The organism is Klebsiella sp. CN_Kp073, assembly GCF_040065495.2.
In the GTDB taxonomy this organism is placed as follows: Bacteria; Pseudomonadota; Gammaproteobacteria; order Enterobacterales; family Enterobacteriaceae; genus Klebsiella; species Klebsiella aerogenes.
This window is the reverse complement of sequence record NZ_CM198051.1, coordinates 5,084,898-5,098,738: the sequence shown is the minus strand read 5'-3', so window position 1 is coordinate 5,098,738 and position 13,841 is coordinate 5,084,898. Positions and strand designations below refer to the sequence as shown.

13 protein-coding genes are annotated in these 13,841 nt (G+C 56.0%); 3 read left to right on the top strand and 10 right to left on the bottom strand.

The annotated features are described in order from the left end of the window. Both cpxA and cpxR read right to left on the bottom strand, forming a co-directional pair. Positions 1-1,374, bottom strand: a complete 1,374-nt coding sequence (gene cpxA / locus ABLV66_RS24465) for an envelope stress sensor histidine kinase CpxA (protein ID WP_015368938.1) — start codon at positions 1,372-1,374, stop codon at positions 1-3. Next, positions 1,371-2,069 (bottom strand): envelope stress response regulator transcription factor CpxR, encoded by a 699-nt coding sequence (gene cpxR, locus ABLV66_RS24460; protein ID WP_015368937.1) that lies wholly within the window; start codon positions 2,067-2,069, stop codon positions 1,371-1,373. The genes cpxA and cpxR overlap by 4 nt, the downstream gene beginning before the upstream one ends. Before the next feature lie 149 nt (positions 2,070-2,218). Here cpxR and cpxP point away from each other — a divergent pair, with 149 nt between their 5' ends. From cpxP to pfkA, 3 genes are all read left to right on the top strand, one after another. Beyond that, complete coding sequence (gene cpxP / locus ABLV66_RS24455) at positions 2,219-2,722, top strand: cell-envelope stress modulator CpxP (RefSeq protein ID WP_015368936.1); 504 nt, start codon at positions 2,219-2,221, stop codon at positions 2,720-2,722. 158 nt (positions 2,723-2,880) lie between these two features. Further along, entirely contained in the window at positions 2,881-3,777 is an 897-nt protein-coding gene (gene fieF / locus ABLV66_RS24450; RefSeq protein WP_045395293.1) for a CDF family cation-efflux transporter FieF, read from the top strand. A 203-nt stretch (positions 3,778-3,980) separates the two neighbouring features. Beyond that, positions 3,981-4,943 (top strand): 6-phosphofructokinase, encoded by a 963-nt coding sequence (gene pfkA / locus ABLV66_RS24445; RefSeq protein WP_015368934.1) that lies wholly within the window; start codon positions 3,981-3,983, stop codon positions 4,941-4,943. A 114-nt stretch (positions 4,944-5,057) separates the two neighbouring features. Here the strand turns inward: pfkA and ABLV66_RS24440 are convergent, their stop codons facing one another. The 8 genes from ABLV66_RS24440 to priA form a co-directional block, all read right to left on the bottom strand. After that, the gene (locus tag ABLV66_RS24440; protein WP_348876280.1) at positions 5,058-5,654 is read right to left on the bottom strand and encodes a hypothetical protein; all 597 of its coding nucleotides are present in this window, start codon (positions 5,652-5,654) and stop codon (positions 5,058-5,060) included. An 87-nt stretch (positions 5,655-5,741) separates the two neighbouring features. Beyond that, a complete protein-coding gene (gene rraA / locus ABLV66_RS24435) occupies positions 5,742-6,227 on the bottom strand; it encodes a ribonuclease E activity regulator RraA (RefSeq protein ID WP_015703948.1) in 486 nt (161 codons plus the stop codon). A gap of 92 nt (positions 6,228-6,319) precedes the next feature. After that, positions 6,320-7,246 (bottom strand): 1,4-dihydroxy-2-naphthoate polyprenyltransferase, encoded by a 927-nt coding sequence (gene menA, locus ABLV66_RS24430; RefSeq protein ID WP_348876291.1) that lies wholly within the window; start codon positions 7,244-7,246, stop codon positions 6,320-6,322. A 67-nt stretch (positions 7,247-7,313) separates the two neighbouring features. Further along, positions 7,314-8,648, bottom strand: coding sequence for an ATP-dependent protease ATPase subunit HslU (gene hslU, locus ABLV66_RS24425; RefSeq protein WP_045395296.1), 1,335 nt, complete (start codon positions 8,646-8,648; stop codon positions 7,314-7,316). 9 nt (positions 8,649-8,657) lie between these two features. After that, positions 8,658-9,188, bottom strand: a complete 531-nt coding sequence (gene hslV / locus ABLV66_RS24420; protein WP_015368930.1) for an ATP-dependent protease subunit HslV — start codon at positions 9,186-9,188, stop codon at positions 8,658-8,660. 91 nt (positions 9,189-9,279) lie between these two features. After that, positions 9,280-10,248, bottom strand: coding sequence for a cell division protein FtsN (gene ftsN, locus ABLV66_RS24415; protein ID WP_072048011.1), 969 nt, complete (start codon positions 10,246-10,248; stop codon positions 9,280-9,282). Positions 10,249-10,341: 93 nt separating this feature from the next. Beyond that, positions 10,342-11,370, bottom strand: coding sequence for a DNA-binding transcriptional regulator CytR (gene cytR / locus ABLV66_RS24410; protein WP_015368928.1), 1,029 nt, complete (start codon positions 11,368-11,370; stop codon positions 10,342-10,344). A gap of 149 nt (positions 11,371-11,519) precedes the next feature. Next, positions 11,520-13,715: a primosomal protein N' gene (priA, locus tag ABLV66_RS24405; RefSeq protein WP_063414048.1), complete on the bottom strand. Its 2,196-nt coding sequence runs from the start codon at positions 13,713-13,715 to the stop codon at positions 11,520-11,522. Between the last annotated feature and the right edge of the window lie 126 nt (positions 13,716-13,841).

Below are 13,841 nucleotides of genomic sequence, written 5' to 3'. Positions count from 1 at the left end.
TCAGGTGCGTTTATACAGCGGCAGCCAGATTGTTAATCGCAGGCCACCCAGCGGGCTATCGTCGGCTTTAACCCAGCCGCGATGTTGCTGAATCGCCGTTTCGACAATCGCCAGCCCCAGACCGGTGCCGCCGGACTCGCGATCGCGAGCTTCGTCGGTACGATAGAACGGACGGAAAATCTGTTCGCGATCTTCCGGGCTGACGCCCGGGCCGTCATCATCGACGTTGACCGTGATTCCGTCTTTATCCACCGAGAAGCTGACCGAAATTTTCGTGTGCGAGTAGCGCAGCGCGTTGCGCACGATATTTTCCAGCGCGCTTTCCAGCGCATTGGGGTTACCGTACAGCGGCCAGGGGCCCGGCGGATACTCAACGGTAAAGGATTTCCCCATCTGCTCGGCTTCAAATGCCGCGTTGTCCAGCACTTCGCCCCACAGCTGATTCGCTTTCACCGTCTCGCTGACCAGCGCGTTTTTCGCCTGATTACGCGACATCACCAGCAGGTCGTTGATCATGCTGTCCAGCCGATGCGCTTCGGTTTCGATCCGCTCCAGCTCTTTGCTTTCACCGCTGCGGCGGCGCAGCAGCGCGGTGCCTAACTGCAGACGGGTTAACGGCGTGCGTAGCTCGTGCGAGATATCCGACAGCAGCCGCTGCTGGCTGGTCATCATTCGCTCAAGCGCGGTCACCATCTGGTTAAAGCTGGCCCCGGCGGCTAGAAACTCCTGCGGACCGGCTTCCAGCTCCGGATGCTGCCGCAGGTTACCCTGGGCCACTTCGTCGGCGGCGTTTTTCAGCTTGCGCGCCGGTTTCGCCAGGCTCCACGCCAGCCATAGCAGCAGCGGGGCGCTGACCAGCATCGTCACGATAAGCAGTAATAGCGGACGGTCAAATAGCAGGTTGATGAAGTCGGATTGTGAAGTGCTGGCAGGGCGGATGAGATAAAGTTGATAATTATCTTCACCATCCCTGACGGAAAACGGGCCGACCATCTCCAGGCGTCCGTAACGCTTTTTCTGCGGATGATCGGCGTTATCGGCCTGGCCGATAAAGTTACGAATGATCTGCATTTCGTTGCGTTCTGCGCCGATCACGCGGCCTTCGCTGGTGACCAACAACAGCCGCTGCCCCGGCGGCGCCCACTTATCGATGGCGCGAAACAGGCGTCGCCACCACATCAGGTCGTTAGGTGGGTCGTTCGCCAGTTCGGCCTCGACGTGTTGCTCAATCATGATGCCCTGACGTTGCTCGCTTTCCAGCAGCTCGGTCATCTGGCGCGAGTCCAGCTTGGGCAACATCAGTACCAGCATCAACACCAGCGCCAGCGTGAGCCAGAAGATGGCGAAGATGCGTGCGGTTAAACTTCCAATCATGAAGCAGAAACCATCAGATAGCCGCGTCCGCGCAACGTTTTAAACCACGGATGGCCGTCTTTACGCTCCGGCAGCTTACGCCGCAGGTTGGAAATATGCATATCGATAGCGCGGTCGAACGGCGTCAGCCGCTTGCCCAGCACTTCCTGGCTTAAGTGTTCACGTGACACCACCTGACCAAGATGCTGCGCCAGCAGATACAGCAGGGTGAACTCGGTGCCGGTCAGCTCCAGCGTTTGCCCATCAAAATTGGCCTCCTGACGGCCCGGATTGAGGCTTAACGCATCCACTTCCAGGGTCGGAGAACCGGATTCGGTGGTCTGCTGCTGCTCGCTCCAGTGAGAACGACGCAGAATCGCGCGTATACGCGCCACCAGCTCGCGATCGTTAAACGGCTTAGGCAAATAGTCATCCGCCCCGAGTTCGAGGCCGAGAACGCGATCCAGCTCGCTTCCGCGCGCCGTTAGCATGATAACCGGGGTCTGGTGTGTCTGACGTAATTCTTTAAGCGTGTCGATACCGTTTTTCTTCGGCATCATCACATCAAGCAAAAGGAGATCAATGCTGTCGTCAAGAAGCGCCAGCGCCTGTTCACCGTCATGGGCAACGAGCACATTAAAACCTTCCATATCGAGCAGCTCTTTTAACAGGGAGGTGAGCTCCCGGTCATCATCAACTAACAGGATTTTATTCATTGTTTAAATACCTCCGAGGCAGAAATTACGTCATCAAGGCTCGCTAATCCATGACTTTACGTTGTTTTACACCCCCTGACGCATGTTTGCAGCCTGAATCGTAAACTGTCTCTCGTTGAATCGCGACACAAACGTTTTGGGAGTATGTGATGCGCAATGTTATCGCTGCCGTCATGGCCTCAACGCTGGCGCTAAGTGCTACTAGCCAAGCCGCTGAAGTCGTTACCGGCGTTAACTGGCTCCACGGTGAAGAAGGAGCCCAGCGCAGCGGCCAGAGCCATATGTTTGACGGCATAAGTCTAACCGAACAGCAACGACAGCAGTTACGGGATCTTATGCAACGGGCGCGCCATGACCGGCTCCCTGTTAATGTTAGCGAACTGGAGACAATGCATAGCCTTGTCACCGCAGATAAATTTGATGAAAGCGCTGTGCGCGCTCAGGCAGAAAAGATGGCGCAGGAACAGGTTGCCCGCCAGGTAGAAATGGCGAAAGTCCGCAACCAGATGTACCACCTGCTAACCCCTGAGCAGCAAGCGGTTTTAAATGCTAAGCACCAGCAGCGTATGGATCAGTTGCGTGAGGTTGCAAGGATGCAGAAAGGCTCAGCCATGATGCTTTCCAGTAGTAGCAGTACCGTGCAACCCAAGTAACAAACCCTGTTTTCCTTGCCATAGACACCATCCCTGTCTTCCCCCACATGATGTGGGGGTTTTTTTTGTCTTTTTTTCGCCTCAGCCGCCGCATGCCCGTTCATCTTCCGGGTAAAAGTTCAGGTTATACTAAGCGCATCGCCGGAAAAGGAGCGTTTATGAATCAATCTTATGGGCGGCTGGTAAGTCGCGCGGCTATTGCCGCGACGGCGATGGCCTCCGTGTTACTTTTGATCAAAATTTTTGCGTGGTGGTATACCGGTTCGGTGAGTATTCTGGCGGCGCTGGTGGATTCACTGGTGGATATTGCCGCCTCGCTGACCAACCTGCTGGTGGTGCGTTACTCGCTACAACCCGCTGATGAAGAACATACTTTTGGCCATGGGAAAGCGGAATCGCTGGCGGCGCTGGCGCAGAGCATGTTTATCTCCGGTTCGGCATTGTTTCTGTTCCTGACCGGGATCCAGCATCTGATTCGCCCTGAACCGATGCAGGCGGCAGGCGTCGGGATGGTGGTGACGCTGATCGCCTTGATAAGCACCCTGATGCTGGTGACCTTTCAGCGCTGGGTGGTCAGAAAAACCCAGAGCCAGGCCGTGCGCGCGGATATGCTTCATTATCAGTCTGATGTTATGATGAACGGCGCTATTCTTATCGCCCTCGGCCTCTCCTGGTACGGCTGGCACCGTGCCGATGCGCTGTTTGCATTAGGGATTGGCATCTATATTTTATATAGCGCGCTGCGTATGGGTTACGACGCGGTGCAATCGTTATTAGACCGCGCGCTTCCGGATGAGGAACGTCAGGAAATCATCAGTATCGTGAACAGCTGGCCCGGCGTCAGCGGCGCGCACGATCTACGAACGCGGCAGTCAGGGCCGACTCGCTTTATTCAAATACATTTGGAAATGGAAGATAACCTCCCGCTGGTGCAGGCGCACGTGATCGCCGACCAGGTGGAACAGGCTATTTTGCGCCGTTTCCCGGGATCGGATGTGATTATCCATCAGGATCCCTGTTCTGTGGTGCCGCCGGCGCAGCAGGGCGTTTTTTGAGCTTTCGGTTATAGTCTGTAAACTCGATGTAAAAATGTGGGGCGGGTAGGCATTTTTTGTATAAATTACCGCCATTTGGTCTGACCTGAATCAATTCAGCCAGAAGCGTTTGATATACTATTGCAATTATCGTCGTGCACTCCTGGTATGGGAGCGCTTCAGGCAACAGGATTATTTTTTGCTTCCTAAGTTCAGAGGTAGTCATGATTAAGAAAATCGGTGTGTTGACAAGTGGCGGTGATGCGCCGGGCATGAACGCAGCAATTCGCGGCGTTGTGCGCGCGGCATTAACGGAAGGTCTGGAAGTTTTTGGAATCTATGACGGTTACCTCGGCCTGTATGAAGATCGTATGGTTCAGCTTGACCGTTACAGCGTGTCCGACATGATCAACCGCGGCGGTACCTTCCTCGGTTCCGCTCGCTTCCCGGAATTCCGTGAAGAGCATATTCGCGCAGTCGCCATTGAAAATATGAAAAAGCGCGGCCTGGACGCGCTGGTTGTTATCGGCGGCGACGGTTCCTATATGGGTGCGATGCGTCTGACTGAGATGGGTTTCCCTTGCATCGGCCTGCCGGGCACCATCGACAACGACATCAAAGGTACTGACTACACTATCGGTTTCTTTACCGCGCTGAGCACCGTTGTTGAAGCTATTGACCGCCTGCGTGACACCTCCTCTTCGCACCAGCGTATCTCTGTGGTGGAAGTGATGGGCCGCTACTGTGGCGATCTGACGCTGGCGGCGGCGATTGCCGGCGGCTGTGAGTTCATCATGGTGCCGGAAGTAGAATATACCCGCGACGATCTGGTGGCTGAAATCAAAGCCGGCATCGCAAAAGGTAAGAAACACGCGATCGTGGCCATCACCGAGCACATGTGCGACGTTGACGAACTGGCTAGCTTCATTGAGAAAGAAACGGGCCGTGAAACTCGTGCGACCGTGCTGGGTCACATTCAGCGCGGCGGCTCTCCGGTTCCTTACGACCGTATTCTGGCTTCCCGCATGGGCGCATATGCTATTGAACTGCTGCTGCAGGGCTTTGGCGGCCGCTGTGTCGGTATCCAGAACGAGAAGCTGGTTCACCACGACATCATCGATGCTATCGAAAATATGAAGCGTCCGTTCAAGTCTGACTGGATGGATTGCGCGAAGAAACTGTACTAAGTTTCTCGGCATAGCAAAAAGGCCTTCTCAGTGAGAAGGCCTTTTTTTCGTAGCGTATAAAACCGAGCGAGCCATGCTCGGTATGCTGGTTATCGACAAGCGTGGGTTTCGATTTCAAGGGCGAAATTGAACCTTGCGTTGCAAATGATAATTTTCTAGCGATTGGCTTAACAGCTCAGAAAAAACAGAATGATTTTCTTGCGCGATTGTTAATCTTAACACCGCTTCTAAAGTATCTATTTCTTCATCTTCAAGTGGTCTGCCGGTGGCTATCTCCAGCCGATTTTCTTGCCAGCGGTAGCGCGTAGGGATCGTATCGTGCCAGGTTCTGTAGTTTTTCTCGGGAGTTCTATACCATAAATTTGGGCCTTTTCCTGTCGCCTTCTTTTGCGTCACTTTCAGCATTTTTTCTGTATCAGAAAAGTAATCAGCCATTTCTTGCAAAATTTGTTGTTTTTGCGAGTTGTCCAGCGTTGCAAATTGCAGTGTTACTTGGGTCGATGGATAGCCAACGATTTCTTTGTATTCCTTTTCAAAGGTCGCTGCGTTACGTGGAAGAGATACCGCACCGATAAATATAACGAAAGCTGCTCCTAAGCGTAATGACGCAGCAAGGACATAGGGCGGTTGGGCTAAAATCAGGATGCGAAATCCTCGATATAGTAGCCATGGTATCGAAATAAAGCTGAGGAAATAGAGTATTTCACGCAAGTCATGCACTCCTTTGCACTTGTGTGAGCGATTAACCATCCTGGTTATAAAGAAAAGGCAGGCTGCGCCTGCCTTTCAATGCTAGTGCTATTCGATATCCAGCGCATCCTCGGAAAGGATGATACCGGTATTGTCGGCATACAGATGATCGCCGGAGAAGAAGGTGACGCCGCCGAAATTGACGCGCACGTCGCTTTCGCCGATACCTTCCCCTGCAGCGGCCACTGGAATGGCGGCTAATGCCTGGATACCGATATCTAAATCTTCCAGGTCGTCAACCTGGCGCACCGCGCCATAGACCACCAGCCCTTCCCATTCGTTTTGTACCGCCAGACGCGCCAGGTCTGCGTCAATTAACGCGCGTCGCACGGAACCGCCGCCGTCGATGAGGAGAATATGACCACGGCCATTCTGCTCGAGCAGATCGTAGAGCAACCCGTTATCCTCGAAACATTTTACCGTAATGATCTGTCCACCAAACGACGACCGCCCTCCAAAGTTGGAAAACAGCGGTTCCACGACATTGACATCTTCCTGGTAGATGTCGCAAAGCTCGGAAGTATCGTATTTCATAGGCTTAACGTTCAGTTGCTGCGAGAATTTTTAGTATATCCCGTGAACTGCATTGTTTGCAAAATCATCAATTGTTAATTGATATTTGTCAGTTATGCCGCCAGCTTACTGCCGATAATCCCGATGACAAACAGCAGGTTGGTTAATAATGCCGCTTTGACCGTGCGTTCGAGCATCGGACGCATCGCCACCGGTTCGCGCTCACGCATGACGAAACGCGCCTGTTTCACCAGTAGCGGAATGGCGAGAATAAACAGCCAGCCCCACAGGCTGCGCAGCGCCAGCAGGTTAAACAGCGCCAGGCACAGTGGAGCGCCGAACAGCAGGAGGCTGTGATAACGGCGAGCGTTAATTGGCCCCAGACGGACCGCCAACGTATTTTTACCGTTCGAACGGTCGCTATCGATATCGCGCAGGTTATTGATATTCAGCACCGCGGCGGCCAGCAGGCCACAGGCGGTAGCGGGCAGGAAAATAACCGCGTCGATGCTGTGCGCCTGCAGATACCAACTGCCGACGACGCTCAGCCAGCCGAAGAAAACCAGCACCGAGATATCGCCAAGGCCAATATAGCCGTAAGGACGCGTGCCAACGGTATAAGTGATAGCCGCAATAATCGACAACCCGCCGAGCACCATAAAGCCGATGAAGTCCGCCATTGTCTGCCAGGCGGAGAACAGCAACGCCAGGCCGGAAAGGCAAATCAGCGCTACCGTTACGATCAGCGCGCGTTTCATCTGCGCTTGGGTGATGGCGCCTTTTTGCATTCCGCGCAGCGGCCCAATACGGTCAGGTTTATCGCTGCCTTTAACGGCGTCGCCATAATCATTGGCGAGATTAGATAAAATTTGCAGCAAACCGGCGGTGATGAGCGCCAGCAGCGCGACCAGCGGATCGAAGTGGCCTTGCTGCCACGCCAACGCGGTGCCGACGACGATAGCGGCGAACGCCAGAGGTAATGTTTTGGGACGCAGGCTTTCAAGCCAGGCCTTGGTGCGTGTTATCGGTTGTTCAGTCATTTCTTTCAGCCAAAAAAATGGGGCTATCATAGCCCCATCGTGTGTGATGAAAATGCATTGAACCGGATTATAGGATAAAACGGCTCAAATCTTCATCTGCCACCAGAACATCCAGGTGTTTACCGACATAATCACCGTCGATGGTCACCGTCTGGCCGTTCATTTCGCTGGCATCATAAGAGATATCTTCGATCAGACGTTCCAGCACCGTGTGCAGGCGACGCGCGCCGATGTTTTCGGTGGTTTCGTTAACCTGCCATGCGGCCTGAGCGATACGCTTGATACCATCTTCGGTGAATTCGATATTCACGCCTTCGGTGGCCATCAGCGCTTTGTACTGCACGGTGATGGAGGCATTCGGCTCGGTCAGAATACGTTCGAAATCATGGGTGGTCAGCGCTTTCAGCTCAACGCGGATCGGCAGACGGCCCTGCAGTTCCGGGATCAGATCGGATGGGCTGGCGACCTGGAACGCGCCGGAGGCGATAAACAGAATGTGATCGGTTTTCACCATCCCGTGTTTAGTGGAGACGGTGCAGCCTTCCACCAGCGGCAGCAGGTCGCGCTGAACGCCTTCACGAGACACATCCGGGCCGGAGGAGTTGCCGCCGCGCTTACAGATTTTGTCGATTTCGTCGATAAACACGATACCGTGCTGTTCAACGGCGTCGATAGCTTCTTGCTTCAGCTCTTCCGGGTTAACCAGCTTCGCTGCTTCTTCTTCGATAAGCAGCTTCATCGCGTCTTTGATTTTCAGCTTACGCGGTTTCTGTTTCTGGCCGCCCAGGTTCTGGAACATGGACTGCAGCTGGCTGGTCATCTCTTCCATGCCCGGAGGGGACATGATTTCAACGCCCATTGGCGCCGCGGCGAGGTCGATTTCGATCTCTTTGTCGTCAAGCTGGCCTTCGCGCAATTTCTTGCGGAATGCCTGACGCGCAGCTGAAGGCTCCTGCGGCTGTTCAGCCTGGCCCCAGTTGTTTTTCGCCGGCGGGATCAGCACGTCGAGGATACGCTCTTCGGCCATTTCTTCGGCGCGATAGCGGTTTTTATCGATGGACTGCATGCGGACCATTTTGATCGCGGCGTCGGTCAGATCGCGGATGATAGAGTCCACTTCTTTACCAACATAGCCCACTTCGGTGAACTTGGTCGCTTCAACTTTGATGAACGGCGCGTTGGCCAGTTTCGCCAGACGACGGGCGATTTCGGTTTTACCGACGCCGGTCGGGCCAATCATCAGAATGTTTTTCGGTGTGACTTCATGACGCAGCTCTTCATTAAGCTGCATACGGCGCCAGCGGTTACGCAGGGCGATAGCAACAGAACGCTTGGCTGCGTCCTGGCCGATAATATGTTTGTCCAGTTCGCTGACAATTTCGCGTGGGGTCATTTCAGACATGGGAGATCCTTACGCTTTAGAAGGTAATTCTTCGATGGTGTGGAAGTGGTTGGTATAGATGCAGATATCCCCTGCAATATCCAACGCTTTCTCGGCGATGTCGCGAGCGCCCATTTCGGTGTTTTCCAGCAGCGCGCGAGCGGCGGCCTGGGCATATGGCCCGCCGGAGCCAATCGCAATCAAATCGTTTTCTGGCTGAACCACGTCACCGTTACCGGTAATGATAAGCGACGCGTTTTCGTCAGCGACGGCGAGCAGCGCTTCCAGCTTGCGCAGCATGCGGTCGGTACGCCAGTCTTTCGCCAGCTCAACGGCGGCTTTCACCAGATGGCCCTGATGCATCTCCAGCTTACGTTCGAAAAGTTCGAACAGGGTGAAGGCGTCAGCGGTGCCGCCAGCGAAACCAGCGATCACTTTGTCGTTGTACAGACGACGCACTTTCTTCACGTTGCCTTTCATCACGGTGTTGCCCAGCGTGGCCTGGCCATCACCGGCGATAACGACATGGCCGTTACGGCGAACACTAACTATTGTTGTCACGAGCAGACCCCTTGGTTGCAAAAGCGGAATAGGGGCCCCGCGCGTTACGCGGGGCAGAATGCAATTATAGATGGGGGGGATTTTTGGGGTTTCAACCCCTGGCGGCGAGACGGATGCAGTTTGCGTGTCCGGCCATCTTGAGACGGTTGATCATATCGTTGGCGTTCTCTTTGCCTTTCAGCGGCCCAATCACCACCCGATTCCAGCCGTTATTGGTGGTGATGTGCGAAGCAAAGCCCTCAAAGGCTAACTGAGCGCGCACGGTTTCGGCCTGCTCGGCGCCTTTAAAGGAACCACACTGAACCATCCAGCTGCGATCGTCTTTCTTCTCGGCGGCTGCGGCTTTCGGCGCTTCTTCCACGCGGGCGACCGGCGCGGCGGCCTGGGTTTTCGGCTGCGTGGTGGTGTTATGCGCCGGCGTCTGCAGCAGATCCTGATACGGCTGCTGGTTAGACGCGGTTTGCTTCGGTTGCTGTTGCTGCACCGGCTTCGGCTGCTGGACGCGCGGCTGTTGCTGCGTGGTCTGCTGCTGAGTCTGCGCCCACTGTTGCTGCTGCGCCTGCTGCTGTTGTTGTGCCAGACGTTGACGCTGCAGCGTCTGCTGACGCTGCGCCGGCGTTTGTTCGTTCCACGGCACTTCGGTCAGCTGCGTGGGCTGCTGACGCATATCCGCCTGCATCTGCGCCAACAGTTGGCGCTGCTCGTCGGTTAGCTGCTCGGGTTTCATCACTTCGCCGCCGGCGGTCGGCTCGGTAGGCGCGCGAACGCCCGGCTGGCGGCTTTCCAGCTCTTTAATATAGCGCCAGCGCTCTTCCGGCTTCGGCGGAAGACCGTTGCCTGCCGCCTGGCGGTTTTGCAGCGCTTCCGCTTCTTCTTTCTTGTGATGGGTAATGAAATACAGACCACCGATAAAGGCCACCAGCACGGCCGCCGCGATCGCAACCATAGTCGGTGAAATCGCCGGAAGGCTACTTTGCTTGTTCCTTGAGCTTCGGGGGCTGCTCTTTTTGCGCCGCGAAGGAGCCGGTTGGCTGCGGCGTACATAATCTCGTTGTGCCACTATCGTTTCGCTGTCTTATATTCGTTCGTCAGCCCGCCATGTTACTTAAGCGGCGGGCCTTTGACCAGAAGAGCAGGCCCGAAAGCCTGATGGTTATCGTCTGATTTTTTGCGTACTGCCGCGAACGATCAGTTCGCAATCGAGCAGACGCGAGCCGCTGTTGACGTTACGGCCCTGCATTTGCTCGAGTAAAAGCAGCATTCCTTCACGGCCGATATCAAAACGCGGCTGTGAAACGGTGGTTAACGGCGGATCGCAAAATTCAGACAACGCGATGTTATCAAACCCAACAATCGATAAATCCTCCGGCACCCTCAGGCCGCGGCGTTTGGCCAGCGACAACGCGCCCAGCGCCATGACGTCGCTATGGCAAAAGACCGCGGTCGGCGGCACCGGCTGCGCCAGCAGTTGCTCCAGCGCGTTGGCACCGGCTTCAAAGGTAAAGTTGCCGCGGGCGATGTAGTGCGGATCGACGGTGATACCGCTGCGGCGCAGCGCCTGAACGTATCCCTGCAGCCGGTAATGGCACAGCGGCATATCCTCCGGCCCGGCGATACAGCCGATACGTTGATGCCCCAGTTCGTGGAGATAATTGACGGCATTAAACGCGGCGGTCAGGTTATCGATATGCACGGTAGGGAGCTCCAGCTCCGGCGCGAACTCGTTCGACATGACCATCGGCGGCAAATTACGCTGCTCTTCGACGCTGGCGTCGAACGGCAGGCGCGAGCTCAGCAGCACCATACCGTCAATTTGTTTGGTGATAATGAGATCAATAAAGGTTTTTTCTTTCTGATTCTGATGGGCGCAATCGCCGATCAGCACCAGATAGCCTTCGTCGGCGGCAGTCACTTCAATACCGCGAATCACCTCACTGAAGAAGGGATCGCAAATATCCGGCACGATCACAAGGATCGTCCGCGACTCATTGCGTTTCATGTTACGCCCGAGCGACTGCGGTAAATAGCCGACTTCCTGCGCCGCCTGCTCCACCCGACTACGGGTTGCCTGCGACACTTTGTCGGGATTCATTAGCGCACGGGATACGGTTGCCGTTGAAACGTTTGCCTTCAGGGCGACGTCTTTCATGGTGGCGGCAACCATTTGTTTTTTGGGCTTCACCTGGTTTCTCCTCGCTGACTGCGCAGACACATCCCTTGCGTGCTGACATCAGCAACATTTTTAACAGATAGTACAGCCTGAGAGTTACAGAATTTTCATGAAAAACGTGACGGTTGTTGAATTTTTCGATCCGCCTCGCAAGAGAAGACTTAGCCTTCAATAGGATCGACATCCAGTACCCACTTCACTTTACGCGCTTCCGGCAGGGTGTTTATCAACGCCAGCGTACCGCTGACGATATGCTGTAGACGTATGCGGGAAGGGTGCTGGAGTAGAATTTGCCAGCGCCAGCGCCCGCCGCGCTTCGGCGCCAGCGCGGGAACCGGGCCGAGTACCCACAGTTTATCATCAGCCAGCGGGCTGGCCTGCAGCAGGTTACGTAGCTGCTGTAAAAACAGCGGCGCCTGCTGGTTATTATGGTCTTCGGCGCGGATCAGAACGTGGCTGGTCCACGGCGGTAGCTGCATGGTTTGCCGCTCCGCCAGCGCCTGCTCGGCAAACGCATCGTAGCCTTTATAGAGCAGGGTCTGCAGCAGCGGGTGTTCCGGATGGTGGGTTTGCAGGATCACTTCACCTTGTTTGCCCGCGCGTCCGGCGCGGCCGGAGACCTGGGTATAGAGCTGGGCAAAACGCTCCGCCGAGCGGAAGTCGGCGGAAAACAGCGCGCCATCGACATCCAGCAGCGACACCAGGGTGACGTCCGGGAAATGATGTCCCTTAGCCAGCATTTGGGTACCAATCAGAATGCGCGCGCCGCCGCGATGGACGTCGGCAAGATATTGCTCCAGCGCCCCTTTACGGCTGGTGGTATCGCGGTCGATGCGTGAGATTGGTACATCAGGAAACATCGGCGCCAGCGCTTGCTCCAGCTGTTCGGTCCCCAGACCGACTGGCACCAGGTGCGTCGACCCGCAGGAAGGACATTGGCGCGGAATGGGGCGCTGGCTGTCGCAGTGGTGGCAGCGCAGATGGTGTTGCGCCTGATGCAGGGTGTAGTAACTATCGCAGCGCGGGCACTCCGCTATCCAGCCGCAGTCGTGGCACAGCAGCGCCGGGGCGAAACCGCGGCGGTTCAAAAACAGGATCACCTGATTGTCGGCCTGCAGATGCTGGCGCATGCGATTAATCAGCGCAGGCGAAAGCCCCGCCTGTAGCTGTTGGCCCTTTAAATCGAGCACGTGCTGCTGCGCCGGGCGGGCGTTGCCCGCGCGTTTGGTCAGCTTTAACTCACGGTACTTACGCTGGCGCACGTTGTAGAGCGTCTCCAGCGCCGGGGTCGCCGAGCCGAGGATAATCGGGATCTGTTCGCTGTGGGCGCGCCATACCGCCAGGTCGCGAGCGTGATAACGCCAGCCTTCTTGCTGTTTATAGGAGCTATCGTGTTCTTCGTCGATGACAATAACGCCGAGGTCTTTAAACGGCGTAAACAGCGACGAGCGGGTACCGATAACGATCGCCGCTTCGCCATTTTTCGCCTTTAGCCATGATGCGAGGCGCTCGCTGTCGTTCAGACCCGAATGCAGCACCTCCACCGGGGCGTTAAAACGCTGGCGGAAGCGGGCGATGGTCTGCGGCGTCAGGCCGATTTCCGGTACCATCACCAGCGCCTGTCGACCCTGCGCCAGCACGTTCTCCAGTACGCTAAGATAGACTTCCGTTTTCCCTGAGCCGGTAATACCCGCCAGCAGCCAGGCGGAAAAACGGTCCGAGGCGCTATGAATTGCCCCGACGGCGGTCGCCTGCTCGGTATTCAGACGCAGCCGTTCGCCGGGCACAGCGAAGCTGGTCCGCCAATCGCTAATGGCTGGGGATTCGCTGGCCAATTCCGCCAGCCCTTTGCCGCGCAGCGCCTGTAGCGCCGCGTCATTGAATTCAAGTTCTGCGACCTGATAGCGCCAGATTTTGCCCTGGCGCAGCGCCGCCAGCGCCTGCTGCTGCTTCGGCGAGCGTTTAAGGCTATTGATATCCAGCGCTTGTCCCTGTTCCGTCGCAAACCAGTACCACATTGGCGCGGCGCTGGCCGGTTTGCCCTGGCGCAGCATAATCGGCAGCGCGTGGAACAGCACGTCGCCGATGGGATGATGATAGTAATCCGCGGCCCATAGCAGCATGCGCCAGACGGTAGAGGAGAATACCGGTTCGCTATCCAGCGCTTCGGCGACCGGTTTGAGTTCCGCGAGCGGGAGTTCGCTACGCTCGCTGACCGACACCACGATACCGATCCGCTCCTGTTTGCCGAACGGCACGCGTACGCGACAGCCCGCCTTGACCGGGATGCCTTCAGGCAACAAATAGTCAAAGGTGCGGGGCAGCGGAACGGGCAGGGCGACATGAGCGACGGACATGGAATCTTCCTGACTTGAAATCTGGCGGGTTAGTATACACATTACCGAAGGCGACGCGGATAAGTTTGCATCTGCTGGTCAAATTCTGTATGATTCGCCGCCTTTGGTGCGCTTTATGCCGCATCA

Coding starts and splice junctions, on each gene's coding strand:
- cpxA (WP_015368938.1), bottom strand. CDS start 1,374: ATGATTGGAAGTTTAACCGCACGCATCTTCGCCATCTTCTGGCTCACG.
- cpxP (WP_015368936.1), top strand. CDS start 2,219: ATGCGCAATGTTATCGCTGCCGTCATGGCCTCAACGCTGGCGCTAAGT.
- cpxR (WP_015368937.1), bottom strand. CDS start 2,069: ATGAATAAAATCCTGTTAGTTGATGATGACCGGGAGCTCACCTCCCTG.
- pfkA (WP_015368934.1), top strand. CDS start 3,981: ATGATTAAGAAAATCGGTGTGTTGACAAGTGGCGGTGATGCGCCGGGC.
- hslU (WP_045395296.1), bottom strand. CDS start 8,648: ATGTCTGAAATGACCCCACGCGAAATTGTCAGCGAACTGGACAAACAT.
- rraA (WP_015703948.1), bottom strand. CDS start 6,227: ATGAAATACGATACTTCCGAGCTTTGCGACATCTACCAGGAAGATGTC.
- fieF (WP_045395293.1), top strand. CDS start 2,881: ATGAATCAATCTTATGGGCGGCTGGTAAGTCGCGCGGCTATTGCCGCG.
- menA (WP_348876291.1), bottom strand. CDS start 7,246: ATGACTGAACAACCGATAACACGCACCAAGGCCTGGCTTGAAAGCCTG.
- priA (WP_063414048.1), bottom strand. CDS start 13,715: ATGTCCGTCGCTCATGTCGCCCTGCCCGTTCCGCTGCCCCGCACCTTT.